This is a genomic window from Noviherbaspirillum galbum (genome assembly GCF_010974945.1).
GTDB classification, from domain to species: Bacteria; Pseudomonadota; Gammaproteobacteria; order Burkholderiales; family Burkholderiaceae_D; genus Noviherbaspirillum; species Noviherbaspirillum galbum.
Genome location: NZ_JAAIVB010000080.1, coordinates 52,964 through 73,034 on the forward strand (window position 1 = coordinate 52,964; position 20,071 = coordinate 73,034).

Below are 20,071 nucleotides of genomic sequence, written 5' to 3' on the forward strand. Positions count from 1 at the left end.
CTTGTCTTGGGTTCGGCTGTCGGATCATGATGTCGAGTAAAAAGGAAATGCCGGCACAGGACGTCCCGCCTGCGAGGTTCAGAAATTGTTTCCGGATCGGACAGCGAAGGTCACCATCATGAAGGAGCCATAGACCCACACCACCATGATCGCCACGATCGCCATGATCAGGATGCCGAGGGTGCGGAACTGGGCCTCCGTCTTCGCGATCGTCTTTGCCATGAAGCGGACCGCGAGGCGCTCGAGGCCGACCGCGAAATTGCTGGTGCTCCCATACAGCACGATCTGCCAGCGCAGGCCCTGCTCGAACAGTCCGGTCGCCAGCGCCCGGCCCTCCTGCGTGCCATCGCGCGCGCTGCGCTTCATGCGCCGGAAGTGGGCCCGGCCCCAGGCGCCGCTGGTATCGCTGAGCATGTCGATCGCCGACACCATGGGCACGCCGACGCGCATGAAGGAAGAGATCGCCTTCAGGTAGACCACCGAGGAAATCCGGCGGTGCAGCGTCCAGGGAAAGACATACCTGTCGAAGAAGCGCCGCGTCTCGCCGGTCCAGTGATCGCGGGTGGCAAGGAAGGCGCCGCTCCATCCGCCGACGCTGGCGGCGATGAATACGGTCAGCAGGATGATGTGGTCCGCCAGCCAGCCGAGCGCGGCCGCCGGCCCGGCCCAGCGCTCGCGCGGGGCGACGCTTTCCATCACGGGAATCGCGAACTGGGAAATGCCGGCCAGGAGCGCGCACAGCATGAGGAAGTAGAAGACCGGCGTGACGATGCCACCGGTCACCTTGCTGCGGATCAGGGCGACGTCGGTGGCGATCTGCGCGGCGCGGGTCAGGCCGCCGATGGGATCGGCGCCCTGTTCGCCGGCGTCGATCATGGTCGCTTCCACCGGCGGCACCAGGTCGCGCAGGGCCTGCCCGAGCGTGAAGGCATGGGTCTTCTGTTCTTCGCCGCGCAGGCGCCGCATTGCCTTCGCGGTGATGGCATGCCGGCGGTCGCGCGTCTTGCGGAACTGTTCGTCCAGCACCTGCAGGGAATCGAACAGCGGAATGCCGTCGTTGATGAAGCTCGCCATCAGGGTATAGAACTCTTCCCGCTGGGACGCGGCGATCGACGGCGCGCCGTTCCTCTTCCAGAATGGCTTCATGCCGGTTCCTCTGCCGCGGCGCCATGCGCGGCAAGGGGCTCAGCCATGACGTCGATGTCGGCGGTCAGGGTGTTGACCTGGTCCTCGATGTCGGTCGGGTCGATGAGTCCTTGCTTCATCTTGGAAATCGCATGCGCCAGCGCGGTCGGGCCCATGCCGTCAATGCTGAGGTAGTCCGAGCGTATCCAGTGGTTCTGCGCCTCGATGAGGCGGTCCTGCGCGATCAGCTTGAGCATGAGGTGATCCCGCTCCGGCACGATGAACTCGCTGCAGGTGGTGCGGCCCTTCACCCCCGTCTGGTTGCAGATGGCGCAGCCGCGGCGGATGCGGATGCCGTCATTCTGCAGGTCGGCCACCCGCTTGACGCGCTCGAGTACGTCGGGCGGAATGCGTCCCTGCGCGTCGGCTTCGGACAGCGGCTGGGCGCAATCGCACAGCGTCGGCACCAGGCGCGAAAAGATGATGCCCGAGATGAAGCCCGGCATCGTCAGCAGGCGCAGCGGCACGCCGAGTTCGCGCAGGCGCTCAAAGGCGCCGATCGCGGAAAAGGCATGCAGGGTCGAGGTAGTCTTGCGGCCGGACAGCGTGGCGTCCTTGACCAGGTCGGCGACCTCGGCGTCGCGGATCTCGCCGACGCAGACCACGTCCGGATCCTGGCGCAGCGCGGCGCGCAGGAAGTCGGCCATGGACGCGCCCTCGACTTCGCCGCTGGTCTTGCGCGGCACCGAGGTCTGGGTCGCGCCGGGCACCTCGTATTCCACCGGATCCTCGATCATGATGATCTTGGTGGTCTGGCCGCGCCGCTCCAGGATGTAGCGCATCATCGCCTGCATCATGGTGCTCTTGCCGCCATTGGTCGGGCCGACCAGCAGCACCAGGCCCTTGGCGCCGATCAGCATGTTCTTGAGCACGGCGACCTGCTCGCCGGTGAGGCCGACCTGGTCGAGGCCCAGCGCCTTCTTGCTCGCTCCCAGCACGCGCATCACCGCCTGGAAGTTGCCCGAGGGATGGATGGGCGTGGAGCAGAAGCGCAGGCCGATCTTGATGCCGCTGGTCAGCGTATGGTCGATCAGCGCTTCCTTCGGCCGCAGCAGGTCCCAGGTGGTGTCCTTGCTGCCGACGTCGGCGTGCGCGGCGTACAGGGAAGTCATCAGCGCCTTGGCGGTGGTGTAGGCGATGTGCCGGTAGAACACCCGCTCGCCATGCACGCGCAGGAAGATGTCCGCATGTTTGAGCTCGCGGGTCTCGATGTGGATGTCCGAGGCGGCCATTTCCACCGCCGCGGCGAACAGCACCGCCGCCAGCTTTTCCACGCTGGTGGCGTCCGCGCCATGCATGGAAATGCCGTTGGACCTGCCGGCGTCATGCGACCCCTGCACCAGCTTGAGGATCTCGATGTGTGTCGGCTGGATCTTTTGCCTGGAAAAGCCGGCGCGTTCCGCGCGGCGCAGCACGTCGTACATCACCGGCTTGCCGAAGCAGGCTTCCGAGCAGAGGATCCATGTCACGCCCGCCGAATCCTCGATGACCGCGAACTCCTTCTCGAGGTCGTGGCGCAGGTCCAGCTGGTCGGTGACGAGCCGGCCCTGGGGAACCTGCTTGGCATCCACGAGGACCGGAATGCGCGGCGCCATGGCGCCCGGATTCGGCGAATGCGCGATTGCGGCCTTCGCCTGGACGGTCGTGCCCGCGTCGGCACGCGCTTCGCGCCCGAAGCCCATGGCCTTGAAATTCTTCATCAGGCCGCCGCCCTTGGCGGACGGTTCAGTTTTTTTGTTCTGTCTGGTAAAGGACATATTCGCCTCCGACAGTGAAAGTGTAGGAACGGGAATCGAGGCCGGTCGCGCTGAACGACGTCAGCCGCACCGGAAACGTTTCCCCCAGCTCGGCGAAGCGCCTGAGCTTGATGACCTGCGCCGCGGCATCGCCGAAGGACACGCGCAGGCCGCCGCGCTTGCCGATCGTGGCCGCGGGCAGGCCGGCCATGCCGTCGGAAGGCGCGACCTGCACGTCCGCAGGCCGGTCCGCCTGTATGGACCAGTGGTAGCGCTCGGCGATCGCCTTGAACGTAAACTGCAGGCGCTGCTCTTCCGAGAACGGCGTGGCGGGCAGGTCTTCCTTGTCGAACTTGTCCAGCGCCCAGGCTTGCTCGACATGCGTATCGTCCTTGATGACGCCGCCGGGAATGTCGAAGGCGGACAGGGCATCGGCATACGGCCCGCGCTGCCAGCTCACCTTGCATTGCGCCAGGCTGCATTCCATGGCGACCGGGTTCCAGCCCGAGACGGCGTCGGGCAGTTGCCGGACCACGTCCAGCCAGTTGCCGACCTGTACCTGCGGCGGCACCCGTCCCCGCAGCTCGGCCTGCGCGCGGTCGAACTCTGTCCTGAACTTCGCCCGCGCTTCCTGCCGCGCCTTCTCCAGTTCGACGGCGCTCTTGGTGACCACGTTCATGGCGCCGCTGGCCGCGGCGATTTCCCGTTGCGCCGCGCTCTTGAAGCGGTAGGCCAGGGTACCCGTCGCCGCCAGCGTGAGGGCCAGCGCCAGGATCGCCAGCGGCAGGATGCGCGACGTCGGCCGCTTCAGCTTGACCGCCGACAGGGCGGAGGGCTTGAGGGTGGACAGCAGGGTTTCGAAGCTGGCCTTCGCGCCTTCGAGCGAACCGATCAGCGAGGCGCCCGGATGCCGTTCGAGAAATTCGCTGACGAGCCTGCGCGCCTCGCCCTGCGGCATGAGGCTGTCCATGCCGGGCAGCGGCACGCCATCGTTGACGGCGCATACCCAGAACGCCGACATGGCGTCCCCGGCGCTCTTGCTGGAACCGGAAACGCGCTCGCACAGGATGGCGCAATCCTCGACCATCGCCAGCGCGGCCGCGCCGGCAACCGGCGAGCGGGGAACGCCTTCCGTTTCGATGTCGTCGTCGGACTTGTTTTCGGCGTATACGCCGAGCACGAAGACGCCGTCCAGCTTGCGGATGAGGCGGCGTTCGCCCTTGTGCTTGCCGTATTCTTCGTTGAGCTCTTCCCTGCTGTCGTGCATCGACCAGTCGACGCCGACGGCAAACGGCCGGTCGAGAAATTCGAGGATGGGCATCCGTCCGCCTTATTGCGTCTTGGCGGGATTCGCCGGGGGAGCGGTCGGCGAGGCGGTCGGCAGGGCGGGCACGCTCGGCGCCGCCAGCGGCGGCACCAGGACCTGGGGCGACTCCGGCATCCACGCCGCGGGGATGGCTGACTGTCCCGTCAAGCCCGGACCGGGGAATCCGCCAGGCAAGCCAGGCATTCCGGAACCGCCGGTCGAAGCCGAGGCCGAGGCGAAGGACAACAGCACCGGCGCGCCCTTCTGCTTGAAGCTGACGTAGACGCCGGAATGGTCGATGGAAGACACCCGCAGCACGTCGCTGATCCACTGGTTCGGCGCGAAGGTGCCGATGGTGCCGTCCGCCAGCATCAGCTTGGCCGTCATCCTGGCCTGGAATCCCGCGACGGAAATCACGCGCGGCAGGCCGGCGCCGAGCTCGGCGCTCGCCTGCTTGAGCAAGGCTTCCCTGACCTGGTTGCGCTTTTCGAGCAACTTCTGCTGCGCTTCGAGCATGCTCATCTCGTCGGGAAAGCTCAGGTCGCCGCCTCCCATCCTGATCGCCGGCTTGTCGGCGGCGGCGGCATCGAATGCGGCCAGCGCGCCAAGTAGCATGGGGAGCATGGTGAGCGTGGCCGCCATCACCTGGAATTTCATGGATCACCCTCCGCCTGCCAGCGGCATGCCCTGCATGCGGCCGATCTTCAGGCAGTGCAAACGTTCATCAATGCTGCAAAGAGTGACAGCAGCCTTGAGGGCGGAGGATAAATGTTAATCAGGCCTAATCTTTATGCTTGGACATCGTTGATCGAGGGCGGCAGCTTGACTGGCCGCGGCATCGACCGCGCCCTTTCGTCATCGCTATGCCAGCGGCAGGCGAACCGTGAAGGTGCTGCCGCGGTTCTCTCCCTCGCTGAACGCTTCCACCGTACCTCCATGCAGGCCGACGAGTTTCTGCACCAGCGACAGGCCGATTCCCAGTCCCCCTTGCGCATTAGCGGCATGGTCGCTGACCTGCTCGAACATTTCGAAGACGGTGGCCAGGGCAGAAGCCGGGATGCCTATGCCATCGTCGAGCACTTCCACGACGGCTTCCCCTTCCTCCTTGTACGCCCTGACATGAATATGCCCGCCCGGCGGCGTGTACTTGGCCGCGTTGCCAAGCAGGTTGGTGAACACCTGGAACATGCGCCCGGTATCGATTTCGACGTCCAGGGGCTCGGATGACAGGCTCAGCTTCAGTTCGTGTCCGGCCGGTTCCATGAACGCCTGCGCCGATTCGACCACGTTTTCCAGCACGTCCCTGAGATCGACCCGCTCGCGTTCCATGCGGACCTTCCCGCTGCTGACGCGGGAGACGTCGAGCAAATCCTCGATCAGCCTTTTCATTTGAAGAAGCTGCCGCTGCACGATTGCATGAACCCGCGCATTGGGCTGGCCGCTGGAAGCGGTCTGCGCGAGAAGCTCGAAGCCGGTCTGCAGGGGCATCAAGACATTCCTGAGTTCATGGGAGAGCGTCGCAAGGAATTCGCTTCTCTTTTTGTCGACCTCGGAAAGCTGGGTAGCGAAGGCGCGCAGGGCTTCTTCCTTTTGTTTCTGGTCGGTGATGTCCACCCCGACTGCCGCGATGGCGAACACGGCGCCGTCGACGTCCAGAATGGGAGACAGCACCAGTTCGATCAGCTTTTGCGTACCGTCGGCCAGAAAATACGCGACTTCGGCGCTGAAGCTGGCGCCATCGCGCGCCTTGGCAAATCCGTTTTGCAGGGTCGCGGCGGTGTCGGGCGACCGGGACCACCAGGCGCAATCCCAGAATGCCTGCCCGATGATTTGATCGTGAGAGTAGCCGCACAAGTCAATGCCTGCGGAATTCGATTCCAGGACAATCCCATCCTGCGACAGAACGCAGGAGAGATAGAAACCCTGCTCAAAAAACGCGCGGAACTTCGCATTCGCTTCCGCCAGGGCCAAGGCCTCGGCTTCGGCTAATTGAAGCGCGATCGCACGTTGCCGTTGCTGTTGCTTCTGGATGTAGAAAAGCACGCCGGCCGCCGTGAGCAGCAGGAAAGCGACGGCAATGACCAGCGCCCAGTTCACGGCGCGTTTCCATGTCGCGAGGATGAGATCCTCGCTCCTGCTGAAGACAACGACCAGCGGTTGGGCTTCAAGTACCCGGTAGCTCATGACACTGGGATAGTTCAAGGGCGGGCCGCTGATCCTGTGGACGCCCGTTGGCTTCATTGGTATGCGCGTCGAAAACAGCGGCAGGAATGCGAAGCTGCGGCCGATGTTCACATCGTCCGCCGGGTGACGCGCAATGAGACGGCCGTCCTTGTGGTACAAGGACATGACCTCCCCGGGCCGCAGGTTCAGCTTCTCGTAGAGCCGGGACAGAGAGTCCAGTTGCACTGCAGCCACCAGAACGCCCTTGAACTCGCCGCCCGAGGACGTGATCCTGCGGCTGGATGCCAGGAACCAGCCGGTGCCGGACCGGCTTTGCATCGCAGAGGACAGACCTTGTACCAGCTTCGGGTTCCGTATGTACTGGCTAAAGTACTCCCGGTCGGCCAGGGACACGTCAGGTGTCTTCGGATAATCGGTGTCATGCTGGATGATCCCGTTGGGACCGATAACGAAAAGCGCCCTGACGGCAGGGAGGTAGCGCAGATATCCGCGCATTAACTCCCGGACTTGCGGGTCATGCCGCGCGAAGTCGCCGTCGGCCAGATGGGCGGCAATGCCCTGCAAGGCAACATCGACGGTGCCAAAGGTGCGCGACATGTTTTCATCGAACACGGTGGCCAGCGTTGCCACCTCGTCCTGTGCCTGGTACAGGTCTTGGCGCCGTTCCCTGATCAAGGCGAAGCCGATGGCGAGAATGATCGTCAGCCAAAGCAGGCTGGCTGTAATAACCGCGGTTCTAGCTTGTGACGGTAGCACCGCTATCCAGCTTCTGAAGCCCACAGCGCCCTCGCCAAAGCGTGAAAGAAGAAAGCTGGTTATGTTACACGTCTTTCAGGCATGAATTTTCCATCGTTGTCAGTTTCGCGTTCCTGATCCCGCGCAGTAAATCTTCAAGGAATTTCTAGAAGGCAAGCCGCCGGCATTTCCCACGAAACGCTAGGGCGGACTTGTCCTGGCCGGCTTGCGCCATGCCGCGAGGTCGTCCCGGATGCGGCGGACCACGGCATGCCAGTCTTCCGATGGCGGCTGGCGATAGAGGCGCATCACGCCGGGATACCAGGGAGAGTCGTCGCGCCCGTGCAGCCAGCGCCAGTCGGTATTTCGCCAGGGCAGCATGACCCAGCAAGGCTTGCCGAGCGCGCCGGCGAGGTGGGCGATGGACGTGTCTACGCAGATGACCAGGTCGAGCTGCGACACGATGGCCGCGGTGTCGCCGAAATCGTCGATCAGCGGTCCCAGGTCGAGCAAGGGAAGCCTGGCGTCGAGTTCCACGCGTTCTTCCTTTTCCATGCCGCGCTGCAGGCTCACGTAGCTGACCCCCGGCACCGTCCAGAGCGGCGCGAGGACATCCAGGCCGGAGAGGGAACGGAAGGCGTCGTTGCCATGGCCGGCGTTGCCCTTCCAGACCAGGCCGACCCGGCATCCCTGCGGCAGGCGGTGGCGCCAGCGCTCCATCCGGGCCGACGTGGCGTGGAGGTAGGGGAGCGCGGCAGGGATCGCGCCGGCTCGCACCTGCAGGTGCAGCGCCAGGCTGGCGATGAAGCTCCAGCAGTCATGCCGCGCCAGATGTGCCATGGCTTCTTCGACGGTCTGCACGTGGTCGATGCCTGCCATCGACTGGAAAAGGGGAGCGAGCGGCGCCTTGCAGACCAGCGTGACGCGCCGGGCGCCGGCGGCCTTGAGCATCGGCACGAAGCGGGCGAACTGGATCTCGTCGCCGGCGCCCTGTTCCGGCCACACGAGGATGTCCTTGCCGGCGAGGCTCTCGCCGTTCCAGCGCGGGAAGGGAAAGGAAGGGGCGTCGGCGATCACCGTTTCCAGCGTCTTGTCGTACCGCGTCTCGGCCAATGCCCAGCCTTCCTCGAACCGGCCCAGTTTCAGCAGCAGCAGACCGAGGTTCCAGCGTGCTTCGGGCAGGTCGGGATGCGCCTCGATGACGGCGCGATACCGTTGTTCCGCCTCCGCGTGGCGATGCGTGTTGTGCAGGAAGGTGGCGTAGGCATTGGCGATCAGGGCATGGTCCGGGGCAAGTTCCAGCGCCTTCTGAAAGGCTGCCTCGGCTTCCTGCAGGCGCGGCCCATGCTGCAGCGCGAGGGCGAGCATGCGCTGCGCTTCGGCGGAACCGGGATCGCGCGCCGCCAGCGCGCGCAATCTGGTTGCCGCCTCGCCATGTCGCCTCGCGTTGTGGAGCAGCGAGCCGAGGTTGTAGAGCGCGGCGGTATCGTCCGGGTTGATGGCGAGCGCCCGTTCGAGGGCGGCTTCGGCCTCCGGAAGCTGCTGCCGAAGCCTGAGGATCGCGCCGAGGTTAGCGTGCAGTTCCGCGCTGCCGGGATCGCGCGCGAGCGCGCGTTCCAGCACGGACTGCGCTTCCTGCAGGCGCTTGCGGCGCGCATGCAGGCTGGCGAGATTGACCGCCGCTTCCGTCAGCGCCGGCTGGACGTCCAGCGCCTGTTGCAACGCCGCCAGCGCATCCTCTTCCCTGCCCTGGACGTCCCTCAGCATGCCGAGGGTGACCAGCGCCATGGCATGCCGCGGATTCAGCGCCAAGCTTTGCATGATGCTGCGATCGGCCGCGTCGAGTTCCTTCAGATGCAACAGGACCAGCGCGAGGTTCTGGTGCGCATCGGCGAAATCGGGCGCGATCCTGGTGGCTTCCTCGAACCGGTCCCGCGCCTCCTGCCAGCGCTGGCGCATGCGCAGGACCACGCCCAGGTTGTTGTGCGCCTGCGCGTACGCCGGCCTGATCGCCACCGCGTTGCGGTACCAGTGCTCGGCCTCGTCGAGGTTCTTCAGATCCTGCCACAGGGCGCCGAAGTTGAAGCTGGCTTCGGAATAGTCCGGCCGCCGGGCGAGGGCGTGGCGGAAGGCGGTTTCCGCCTGCGCCGGGCGGCCGGTCTTCTGGTAAAGGATGCCGAGGTTGTTGTGGATGAGCGCATGATCGGGGTCGACCTGCAAGGCCCGCGTCCAGTGGGCTTCCGCTTCGTCCAGCCGCCCGAGGGCGTGGGCGCAGGCGGCGGCCAGGTTGAGCGCCGCGACCGTGTCGCGCTGCGCCGGGGGCAATGCCGACAGGCGCCGCAGCGCGTCGGCATGGGCTCCTTGCTGGAACAGGGCGAACGCGGCATCGAGTGCGGGGCTTCCAGAGGCGGGCGTCGGCATGTCGGTTCCTGGGGGAAAGTCTCGTTTCCCATCCTAACACCGGCCTACCGGGGAAAAACGGCGCCCGCCGGAATATGGGCGCCGGGCGCCGCGGAGTGTTGGAAAACGAGCGCCGGACGGGGCGATGGCCTCAGGGCGCTACCACCACCTTCACCTGCGCTTCGCGGAGCACGGCCTGCAAGGCTTCCGGCGGCTTGGCGTCGGTAAACAGCAGGTCGACCTGCGAGAGATGCGCCATGCGCACCAGCGCCGGGCGGCCGAACTTGGCATGGTCCGCCACCAGCCACACCTGGCGCGACTGCTCGATGATGGCCTGCGCCACCTTCACCTCGCGCGCGTCGAAGTCGCGCAGCGTGCCGTCCTCCTCGATGCTCGAGATGCCGATGATGCCGATGTCCACCTTGAACTGGCGGATGAAGTCGATGGTCTGCTCGCCGACGATGCCCTTGTCGCGCCCGCGCACCACGCCGCCGGCAATGATCACCTCCGAGGCGGGATTGTCGGCCAGCGTGGCAGCAACGTTGAGGTTGTTGGTGACGACGCGCAGGCCCTGGTGGCGCACCAGGGCGCGCGCCACTTCCTCGGTGGTGGTGCCGATGTTGATGAGCAGCGAGCAGCCCGCGGGAACCTGCGCCGCCACCGCCTGGGCGATGCGCCGTTTGGCGTCGCTGTTCATCACCTGGCGCTGGCGGTAGTCGATGTTCTCGACCGACGACGGCAGGCCGACACCGCCGTGGTAACGCGCCAGCAGGCGCGCCTCTTCCATCATCTTGACGTCGCGCCGCACGGTCTGCGGCGTCACGTCGAGCTCCTGCGCCAGTTCCTCGACCGACATGGTGACCCGCTTGCGGACCACCTCGAGAAGCTGTCTTTGACGTGGATTAAGAGTCATGCAAGTTTCCCCAGAAGATCAGCCCAAACACTCTACACTTTCACCGAAACGAAAACAAACGAAAACATAAGCAGCATGTTACTGTTGGAATTTGTTCGTTTTTTGCGATATCCCATGAAATTGCGCATCTTACCCGGTTTTCTTAGGAGCAACGAAACCTTGTCCAGCGGTCATGCAGGCGGCGGCGAACGCCAACTCGAATGCGACCTCCTCATCGTGGGCGGCGGCATCAATGGCGCCGGCATCGCGCGGGACGCCGCCGGCCGGGGCCTGTCGGTCGTGCTCTGCGAGAAGGACGACCTTGCCTCGCATACCTCGTCGGCGTCCACCAAGCTGATCCATGGCGGCCTGCGCTACCTGGAATACTATGAATTCAACCTGGTGCGCAAGGCGCTGGTCGAGCGCGAGGTGCTGCTGCAGTCGGCGCCGCACATCATGTGGCCGCTGCGCTTCGTCATGCCGCATGACAAGGGCTTGCGCCCGTCCTGGATGATCCGCATCGGCCTGTTCCTGTACGACATCCTCGGCAAGCGCGAAATCCTGCCGGGGTCGCGCAGCGTCGACCTGCGCCAGCATCCCGCCGGCGAGCCGCTCAAGCCGGCCTATGCCGGACGGGGCTACATCTATTCCGACGGCTGGGTGGACGACGCCCGGCTGGTGGTGCTCAACGCCGTCGACGCGGCGGAGAAGGGCGCCCGCATCCTCACGCGCACCGCCTGCGAATCCCTGGAACGCCAGGGCGGCGGCTGGCTGGCGCGCCTGCGTTCGCCGTCCGGCCCGGTCACCGTGCGTGCCCGCGGCGTGGTCAATGCCGCCGGCCCGTGGACCGCGCATTTCCTGCAGCAGGCCGCGCAGCAGCCATCCACCAAGTCGCTGCGCCTCATCAAGGGCAGCCACATCGTCGTCAGGAAGCTGTTCGACCATCCTTACGCCTACATCTTCCAGCATCCCGACGGCCGCATCGTGTTCGCGATCCCGTACGAGCAGGACTTCACCCTGATCGGCACGACCGACATCGATTACCAGGGCGACGTCGACAAGGTGGCGATCGAGCAAAGCGAAATCGACTATCTCTGCACCCTCAGCAGCCGCTACTTCAAGAAAGACATTACCCCGGGCGACGTGGTCTGGACCTATTCCGGCGTGCGGCCGCTGGTCGAGGACGAAGCCGCCAGCGCCTCGGCGGTCACGCGCGACTACCGGCTGGAACTGGAAGGAAAGGACGAGAGCGAGGGCGCGCCCCTGCTGTCGGTCTTCGGCGGCAAGATCACGACCTTCCGCAAGCTGGCCGAGGAAGCGGTCGACATGATCGCGCCGCGGCTGGGCGTGTCGCAGGGCGCATGGACGGCCAAGGCCTGCCTGCCGGGCGGCGACCTGTACGGCGACCAGCCGAACGCCCGCGGCGTGACCGAATTCGACGCCTTCGCCGCCGGCCTGCGCGATCGTTATCCCTGGCTGTCCGCGCCGCTGGCGACACGCTACGCGCGCGCCTACGGCACCCGCGTGCACCGCCTGCTGGAAGGCAGGCAAGGCCTGGCCGGCATGGGAGAAGAGGTGGCGCCCGGATTGTTCGAAGCCGAGATCGATTACCTCGTGCGCGAGGAATGGGCCATGACCGCGCGCGACATCCTGTGGCGCCGGTCGAAACTCGGCCTGCACCTGCCGCCCGGCACCGAAGCAAGGCTCGACGCCTGGCTGCAGGAAAGAAGGAAAACGGAAGCCCTGGCACGCTGAACACACCCGAAAAAAAACGATGGAGGAAGACAAGTGCAGCTCGTTCTGGAGGACGTCAGCAGGAAGGCAGGGTCGGAAGATCACATCTATCCGCTCTCGCTGTCGCTCGCGCCTGGCGCCATCAATGTGCTGCTCGGCGCCACGCGCGCCGGCAAGACGTCGCTGATGCGCCTGATGGCGGGGCTCGACCGGCCGAGCGCCGGGCGCGTGCTGGTCGATGGCAAGGACGTCACCGGCGTGCCGGTGCGCGAACGCGACCTTGCGATGGTGTACCAGCAATTCATCAACTACCCGTCCTTCACCGTCTACGACAACATTGCGTCGCCGCTGCGCATCCAGCGGGTGCCCGAGGCCGACATCAAGAAGCGCGTGTACGACCTCGCCGAGCGCCTGCACATTACGCCTTACCTGCAGCGCCATCCGGCGGAACTGTCCGGCGGGCAGCAGCAGCGGACCGCCATGGCGCGCGCGCTGATCAAGGATGCCGGCCTGCTTCTGCTGGACGAGCCGCTGGTCAACCTCGACTACAAGCTGCGCGAGGAATTGCGCAACGAACTGACCGAACTGTTCGCCGAGGGCCGTACGACGGTGGTGTATGCCACCACCGAACCGCTTGAAGCCCTGCAGCTTGGCGGCAAGGTGGCGATCCTGCACGAGGGACGGCTGCTTCAGGACGGTCCCACGGTCGACGTGTTCCATGCGCCGGTGTCCATCGAGGCGGCGCGCACCTTCAGCGATCCGCCGATCAACCTGCTGCCGGCAACGATCGTCGGGGAAGGCGTCGCCGAACTCGCGGGCGGCCTGCGCGTGCGCCTGAGCGCCAGCCAGGCGCAGGCCATCGCCGGGGCGCGGCAGGTGGTGCTCGGGCTGCGCGCGCACGGCCTGCGCCTCGCGCCGCGCGACGCCAGCGACATGGTCATTGCCACGCAGCTCGATCTCGCGGAAATCAGCGGCTCGGAAACCTACCTGCATGCGCACCACGGCCAGATCGGCCTCGTGGCGCAGGTGCCCGGCGTGCACGACGTGGCGCTCGGCAGCGCCCTCGACTTCTACTGCGGCACGCGGGACATGCTGGTGTTCGCGCCGGATGGCAGGCTGATCCATGCGCCCGGACGTTCCGCCGCCCATGGCGGGGAGGGACACTGAACATGGCACGCATCGAATTCGTCGACCTGGCCCATGCCTACCGTCCCGATCCTTCCTCACCGGCCGACTATGCGCTGCGGCCCATGAGCATGCAATGGGACGACGGCGGCGCCTATGCCTTGCTCGGACCCTCGGGCTGCGGCAAGACCACCTTGCTGAACATCATTTCCGGCCTGGTGCGGCCCTCGCGCGGCAGCGTGCTCTTCGATGGCAAGGACGTCACCGGCCTCCCGCCCGAGCAGCGCAACATCGCGCAGGTGTTTCAGTTCCCGGTCATCTACGACACCATGACGGTGTTCGACAACCTCGCCTTCCCCCTGCGCAACCGGAACTGGAAGACCGCCGACATCAACAAACGGGTGCAGCAGGTGGCCGCCATGCTCGAACTCAGCGCCGACCTGAAGCACCGCGCCAGCGGACTGTCCGCCGATGCCAAGCAAAAGATCTCGCTCGGCCGCGGACTGGTGCGCCCCGACGTGGCCGCGGTGCTGTTCGACGAGCCGCTGACGGTGATCGATCCCCACCTCAAGTGGCTGCTGCGACGCAAGCTCAAGGAAATCCACCACGAACTCAAGCTGTCGCTGATCTATGTCACGCACGACCAGATCGAGGCGCTCACCTTCGCCGACAGGGTGGTGGTGATGACGCAGGGCGAAGTCGTGCAGTCCGGGTCGGCGCAGGAACTGTTCGAGGAGCCGGCGCATACCTTCGTCGGCTACTTCATCGGCAATCCCGGCATGAATCTCCTGCCGTGCAGGATCGGCGACGGCATGGCGATGATCGATGGCGGCGCCATTCCGCTCGACCCGCGGGCCGCCGCCGCGCTGGCGGGCGCCCAGGGCAGGGTGACGCTGGGCATCCGTCCCGAATTCGTCGAATGCAACGCCGCGCCCGGCGCCGGCGCCATCGCGGCGTCGGTGGTGGCGGTACGCGACCTCGGCACGCATTGCCTCGCGACATTCCAGGTCGGCGCGCAGACCGTCGCCGCCAAGCTGCGGCACATCGACGCCCGCACCGGCGACCAGGCATGGCTGCGGCTGCCGGCGGAGCGGACCCTGTATTACGTGGACGACAAGCGGGTGGCATGAGGACGCCGCGAACGCAAGCGGCAAGGCCGCAACCGAGGAAAGACAAGACATGAAGACGCAAAACAACAAGGCGTGGTTCCTGATCCTGCCGGTCATCCTGTGCGTGGCGTTTTCCGCCATCCTGCCGCTCATGACCATCGTGAACTACTCGGTCCAGGACATCCTCAGCCCGACGCAGAAGGTGTTCGTCGGCACCGAATGGTTCAGGCAGATCATGCGCGACACCGAGCTGCACGAGGCCCTCAGCCGGCAGATGGTGTTCTCGCTCTCGGTGCTGGCGATCGAAATTCCGCTCGGCATCCTGGTCGCCCTGTGCATGCCCGCGCAGGGATGGCGTGCCTCGCTGTCGCTCGTGCTGATCGCGTTGCCGCTGCTCATTCCCTGGAACGTGGTCGGGACCATCTGGCAGATCTTCGGCCGCGGCGACATCGGCCTGCTGGGCTATGCCATCAACAGCCTCGGCGTGCCGTACAACTACACCGGCAATTCAGTCGATGCCTGGCTCACGGTGCTGGTGATGGACGTCTGGCACTGGACGCCGCTGGTGGTGCTGCTTTGCTACGCCGGCCTGCGCGCGATCCCGGACGCGTACTACCAGGCGGCGCGCATCGACGGCGCCTCCCGCTGGGCGGTGTTCCGCTTCATCCAGTTGCCCAAGCTGCGCAACGTGCTGATGATCGCCGTGCTGCTGCGCTTCATGGACAGCTTCATGATCTACACCGAACCCTTCGTGCTGACGGGAGGCGGTCCGGGCAATGCCACCACCTTCCTCTCGCAATATCTCACCCAGAAGGCGGTCGGCCAGTTCGACCTCGGGCCGGCGGCGGCATTTTCCTTGATTTATTTCCTGATCATCCTGCTGTTCTGCTTCATCCTTTACAACTGGATGCAGCGGGTCGGCACGGGAGAAGCCAAATGATGAGCAAGCGACTGACCGTGCCGGTGCTGGTGCTTTACCTGGTGCTGGCGATGCTGCCGATCTACTGGATGCTGAACATGGCATTCAAGACCAACCAGGAGATCACCGGCGCGCTGACCCTGGTGCCCGCCAACCTCACCTTCGACAACTTCAAGACGATCTTCACCGATGAATCGTGGTACGGCGGCTACATCAACTCGCTGATCTACGTCGGCATCAACATGACGCTCTCGGTGCTGGTGGCGCTGCCGGCGGCATATGCCTTCTCGCGCTATTCCTTCGTCGGCGACAAGCACCTGTTCTTCTGGCTGCTGACCAACCGCATGACGCCGCCCGCCGTGTTCCTGCTGCCGTTCTTCCAGCTGTACTCCACCGTCGGCCTGATGGATACCCACATCGCGGTGGCCCTGGCGCACATGGTGTTCAACGTGCCGCTCGCGGTATGGATCCTGGAAGGCTTCATGTCCGGCATTCCGAAGGAGATCGACGAGACGGCCTACATCGACGGCTACAGCTTCCCGGCCTTCTTCATCAAGATCTTCCTGCCCATGATCAAGGCCGGCGTGGGCGTGACGGCTTTTTTCTGCTTCATGTTCAGCTGGGTGGAACTGCTGCTGGCGCGCACCCTGACCTCGGTGAACGCCAAGCCGATCGCGGCAACGATGACCCGCACGGTGTCGGCTGCCGGCATGGACTGGGGCGTGCTTGCCGCCGCCGGCGCCCTGACCATCGTGCCGGGCGCGCTGGTGATCTGGTTCGTGCGGCATTACATCGCCAAGGGTTTCGCCATGGGGAGGGTGTGAAATGGAAGGCAACCTGTTTTCGTGGATGGCGTGGACGCCGCCGGTCGCCATCTTCTTCACCGCCGTGGTGCTGATGCTGGTCGGCATGACGGTCTGGGAACTCCGTTCCCCGGCGGTCGAGCGCCGCGGCTTCCTGCCGATCCCCACGACGCGCGGCGACCGCCTGTTCATCGGCCTGCTGGCCGCGGCCTACGTCAACCTGATCTGGGCCGGCGTCACCGACCTCGATCAAACGATCGGCGCCGCGGTGGGATTCGTGGTGCTGCTCGTCGTGATGCGCTGGGGCTGAGGGCGGCAACGACGGGATGCAGGGCTCAAGGATTGACAACAACGCCTGGCGGGATTCTTCCCCACCGTCATGCGCCGATCAACGAGGGAAGGTGACAACAAAGGTGGAGATATGAAACTCAGATTGACAGTGTTTGCCGCCGCGGCCCTTCTGGCCTCCGGCGCTTCCCATGCCGACATGAAGGCCGCCGAAAAATGGGTGGGGTCGGAATTCACGCCTTCCAGCCTGTCGAAGCAACAGCAGCTCGATGAAATGAAATGGTTCATCGAGGCCGCCGACAAGCTCAAGAAGAAAGGCATCAACGAAATCAACGTGGTTTCCGAAACCATCGACACCCACGTCTACGAATCCAAGACGCTGGCCAAGGCGTTCGAAGAGATCACCGGCATCAAGGTCAAGCATGACATCATCCAGGAAGGCGACCTGGTGGAGAAGCTGCAGACCTCGATGCAGGCCGGCAAGAGCATCTATGACGGCTGGATCTCGGACTCCGACCTGATCGGCACCCATTACCGCTATGGCGTGATCCTGCCGCTGTCCGACTACATGAGCGGCGAGGGCAAGGAATACACCAACCCCGGGCTCGACCTGAAGGACTTCATCGGCACCAGCTTCACGACCGCGCCGGACGGCAAGCTGTACCAGCTTCCCGACCAGCAGTTCGCCAACCTCTACTGGTTCCGCGCCGACTGGTTCGCGCGCAAGGACCTGCAGGACAAGTTCAAGGCCAAGTACGGCTACGACCTCGGCGTGCCGCAGAACTGGTCGGCCTATGAAGACATCGCCGAATTCTTCACCAACGACGTCAAGGAAGTCGACGGCAAGAAAGTCTTCGGCCACATGGACTACGGCAAGAAGGACCCCTCCCTCGGATGGCGCTTCACCGATGCCTGGCTGTCGATGGCGGGCAGCGCCGACAAGGGCATTCCCAACGGCCTGCCGGTGGACGAGTGGGGCATCCGCGTCGCCAACGACAAGTGCACGCCGGTCGGCGCCTCGGTGTCGCGCGGCGGCGCGACCAACTCCCCTGCCGCCGTTTACGCGCTCACCAAGTATGTCGACTGGATGAAGAAGTACGCGCCGCCCGAAGCCACCGGCATGACCTTCTCCGAGGCCGGACCCGTTCCTGCCCAGGGCCAGGTCGCGCAGCAGGTGTTCTGGTACACCGCCTTCACCGCCGCCATGACCAAGAAGGGCCTGCCGGTGGTCAATGCCGACGGCACGCCGAAGTGGCGCATGGCGCCGTCGCCGCACGGCCCGTACTGGAAGGACGGTATGCAGAACGGCTACCAGGACGTGGGTTCCTGGACCTTCTTCAAGTCCACCCCGGCCGAGCGCCGCGCCGCCGCCTGGCTGTATGCGCAGTTCGTGACCTCCAAGACGGTGTCGCTGAAGAAGTCCATTACCGGGCTGACCTTCATCCGTGACTCCGACATCAAGCATGACTACTTCACCCAGCATGCCAACGAGTACGGCGGACTGATCGAGTTCTACCGCAGCCCGGCGCGCGTCGCCTGGACGCCTACCGGCAACAACGTGCCGGATTATCCGAAGCTCGCCCAGCTCTGGTGGAAGAACGTTGCCACCGCTGTCACCGGCGAAAAGACGCCGCAAGCCGCGATGGACAGCCTGGCCGACGAGATGGATCAGGTGATGGGCCGCCTGCAGCGCGCCGGCATGAAGAACTGCGCGCCCAAGCTCAATGAAAAGGGCGATCCGAACAAGTGGCTGTCGGACAAAGGCGCGCCCTGGAAGAAGCTGGCGAACGAGAAGCCGAAGGGCGAGACGATTGCGTATGAGAAGCTGCTGCAGGCGTGGAAGGAGGGCAGGGTGAAATAACCCGCGCAGCGCATTTCACGCCCTCCCTTTCAAGGGGAGGGCGGGGGTGGGGATGGGTTTCGGTCGCAAGCAAAGAACAGCATTAACATCGCCAGCAAACCAAGAAAAGCGTTCGAATCGTCAGCGAAGCCAAGACTGCCCTTTGCTCGCACCGGAAACCCATCCCCACCCTGACCCTCCCCTTGAAGGGGAGGGGAGGAATTGGCGCCCTTGACGGGGAGGGAGTTAGACGGAGCTTCGCTTGCAGTAAATCGCATTAGAATCACCACAACCATAACAACGCCCGGGAGACTCCAGTGACCGCCAAATACATCCTCGCCTTCGACCAGGGCACCACCAGTTCGCGCGCCATCCTGTTCGACCGCGCGGGACGCATCCATGGCATCTCCCAGCGCGAGTTCCGGCAGATATTCCCCGCGCCCGGCTGGGTGGCCCACGATGCGACCGAAATCTGGCAGAGCCAGCTCGCGGTGGCGCAGCAGGTGCTGAAGGAACACGGCGTGTCCGCCGGAGACATCGCCGCGATCGGCATTACCAACCAGCGCGAGACCACGGTGGTGTGGGACAAGGCCACCGGCGAACCGATCGCCGATGCCATCGTCTGGCAGGATCACCGCACCGCCGATCTCTGCGACGCCTTGCGCGCGGCGGGCAAGTCCGACTTGTTCCGCGAGCGCACCGGGCTGGTGATCGATTCCTATTTTTCCGGGACCAAGATCCGCTGGCTGCTCGACAACGTGCCGGGTGCGCGGGCGCGCGCCGAGCGCGGCGAGCTCGCCTTCGGCACCGTCGATTCCTGGCTCATCTACAAGCTGTGCGGCGCGCATGTCACCGACGTCAGCAACGCCTCGCGCACCATGGTGTTCAACATCCATACCCTGCAATGGGACGACGAACTCCTGCGGACGCTCGACATCCCGGCCAGCATGCTGCCCGAGGTGGTGCCGAGCAGCGGCGTCGTCGGCCAGGCGCGCGCCGAATTCTTCGGCCAGCCCATCCCGATCGCCGGGATCGCCGGCGACCAGCAGGCCGCCACCTTCGGCCAGGCCTGCCACCAGAGCGGCATGGCGAAGAACACCTATGGCACCGGCTGCTTCATGCTGATGCATACCGGCCAGCAGGCGATGACGTCGCAGAACAACCTGCTCACCACCATCGGCTGGAACCTCGCGCCGGGCGCCACGCCGGACTACATGCTGGAAGGCAGCGTCTTCAATGCGGGCGCGGCGGTGCAGTGGCTGCGCGACGGGCTCGGCCTGATCCAGAGTTCGGCGGAGGTTGAGGCGCTGGCCTCGCTGGTGCCGGATACCGGCGGCGTATTCTTCGTGCCCGCCTTCGCCGGACTCGGCGCGCCCTATTGGGACGCTTACGCGCGCGGCACGATCGTCGGCATCAGCCGTGGCACGACCAAGGCCCACATCGCCCGCGCCACGCTGGAGGGCATCGCCTACCAGAATGCGGACGTGCTCGACGCCATGCAGCGCGACGCCGGCATCGGCCTGCGCGAACTGCGCGTCGATGGCGGGGCCGCGCGCAACGACCTGCTGATGCAATTCCAGTCGGACGTGCTGGGCGTGCCGGTGGTCCGGCCGGTGGTGACGGAAACGACTGCCTTGGGGGCGGCTTATCTCGCCGGCCTCGCGGTCGGCTTCTGGGCTTCGCGCGAAGAAATCGCCGCGCAGTGGCAGGTGGAAAAGCGCTTCGAGCCGACGATGCCGGAGGCAAGGCGTCAGGAACGTCTGGCTGTCTGGCGCAAGGCGGTGGAGCGGTCGCAGCGCTGGGCGGAGTGATGAT

At 65.3% G+C, this 20,071-nt stretch carries 15 protein-coding genes; 8 read left to right on the top strand and 7 right to left on the bottom strand.

Features of this window, described 5'->3' with window-relative positions:
* Positions 1 to 78: 78 nt before the first annotated feature.
* From G3574_RS25930 to G3574_RS25960, 7 genes are all read right to left on the bottom strand, one after another.
* On the bottom strand, positions 79 to 1,146 hold the full coding sequence (locus tag G3574_RS25930) for a type II secretion system F family protein (protein ID WP_163968464.1): 1,068 nt from the start codon (positions 1,144 to 1,146) through the stop codon (positions 79 to 81).
* Positions 1,143 to 2,942 (bottom strand): GspE/PulE family protein, encoded by a 1,800-nt coding sequence (locus G3574_RS25935; RefSeq protein ID WP_163968465.1) that lies wholly within the window; start codon positions 2,940 to 2,942, stop codon positions 1,143 to 1,145. The genes G3574_RS25930 and G3574_RS25935 overlap by 4 nt, the downstream gene beginning before the upstream one ends.
* The gene (locus G3574_RS25940; protein ID WP_163968466.1) at positions 2,911 to 4,242 is read right to left on the bottom strand and encodes a type 4b pilus protein PilO2; all 1,332 of its coding nucleotides are present in this window, start codon (positions 4,240 to 4,242) and stop codon (positions 2,911 to 2,913) included. The genes G3574_RS25935 and G3574_RS25940 overlap by 32 nt, the downstream gene beginning before the upstream one ends.
* Before the next feature lie 9 nt (positions 4,243 to 4,251).
* Positions 4,252 to 4,884: a hypothetical protein gene (locus G3574_RS25945; RefSeq protein ID WP_163968467.1), complete on the bottom strand. Its 633-nt coding sequence runs from the start codon at positions 4,882 to 4,884 to the stop codon at positions 4,252 to 4,254.
* Between the two features lie 204 nt (positions 4,885 to 5,088).
* Positions 5,089 to 7,167, bottom strand: a complete 2,079-nt coding sequence (locus G3574_RS28885) for an ATP-binding protein (RefSeq protein WP_163968468.1) — start codon at positions 7,165 to 7,167, stop codon at positions 5,089 to 5,091.
* Between the two features lie 180 nt (positions 7,168 to 7,347).
* Entirely contained in the window at positions 7,348 to 9,567 is a 2,220-nt protein-coding gene (locus G3574_RS25955; protein ID WP_163968469.1) for a tetratricopeptide repeat protein, read from the bottom strand.
* Between the two features lie 130 nt (positions 9,568 to 9,697).
* Positions 9,698 to 10,459, bottom strand: a complete 762-nt coding sequence (locus G3574_RS25960) for a DeoR/GlpR family DNA-binding transcription regulator (RefSeq protein ID WP_163968470.1) — start codon at positions 10,457 to 10,459, stop codon at positions 9,698 to 9,700.
* 114 nt (positions 10,460 to 10,573) lie between these two features.
* Here G3574_RS25960 and glpD point away from each other — a divergent pair, with 114 nt between their 5' ends.
* The 8 genes from glpD (at position 10,574) to glpK (ending at position 20,067) form a co-directional block, all read left to right on the top strand.
* On the top strand, positions 10,574 to 12,193 hold the full coding sequence (glpD, locus tag G3574_RS25965; RefSeq protein ID WP_163968471.1) for a glycerol-3-phosphate dehydrogenase: 1,620 nt from the start codon (positions 10,574 to 10,576) through the stop codon (positions 12,191 to 12,193).
* Positions 12,194 to 12,226: 33 nt separating this feature from the next.
* Complete coding sequence (locus G3574_RS25970; protein ID WP_163968472.1) at positions 12,227 to 13,339, top strand: ABC transporter ATP-binding protein; 1,113 nt, start codon at positions 12,227 to 12,229, stop codon at positions 13,337 to 13,339.
* 2 nt (positions 13,340 to 13,341) lie between these two features.
* On the top strand, positions 13,342 to 14,427 hold the full coding sequence (locus tag G3574_RS25975) for an ABC transporter ATP-binding protein (protein WP_163968473.1): 1,086 nt from the start codon (positions 13,342 to 13,344) through the stop codon (positions 14,425 to 14,427).
* Positions 14,428 to 14,476: 49 nt separating this feature from the next.
* Entirely contained in the window at positions 14,477 to 15,346 is an 870-nt protein-coding gene (locus tag G3574_RS25980; RefSeq protein WP_163968474.1) for a carbohydrate ABC transporter permease, read from the top strand.
* On the top strand, positions 15,343 to 16,149 hold the full coding sequence (locus G3574_RS25985; RefSeq protein ID WP_407941706.1) for a carbohydrate ABC transporter permease: 807 nt from the start codon (positions 15,343 to 15,345) through the stop codon (positions 16,147 to 16,149). Before G3574_RS25980 ends, G3574_RS25985 begins: the two co-directional genes overlap by 4 nt.
* Position 16,150: 1 nt before the next feature.
* Positions 16,151 to 16,438, top strand: a complete 288-nt coding sequence (locus tag G3574_RS25990; RefSeq protein WP_235953625.1) for a DUF2160 domain-containing protein — start codon at positions 16,151 to 16,153, stop codon at positions 16,436 to 16,438.
* Positions 16,439 to 16,549: 111 nt separating this feature from the next.
* On the top strand, positions 16,550 to 18,277 hold the full coding sequence (locus tag G3574_RS25995; protein ID WP_163968475.1) for an ABC transporter substrate-binding protein: 1,728 nt from the start codon (positions 16,550 to 16,552) through the stop codon (positions 18,275 to 18,277).
* Positions 18,278 to 18,573: 296 nt separating this feature from the next.
* Entirely contained in the window at positions 18,574 to 20,067 is a 1,494-nt protein-coding gene (gene glpK / locus G3574_RS26000; RefSeq protein ID WP_163968476.1) for a glycerol kinase GlpK, read from the top strand.
* The last annotated feature ends 4 nt before the right edge of the window (positions 20,068 to 20,071 follow it).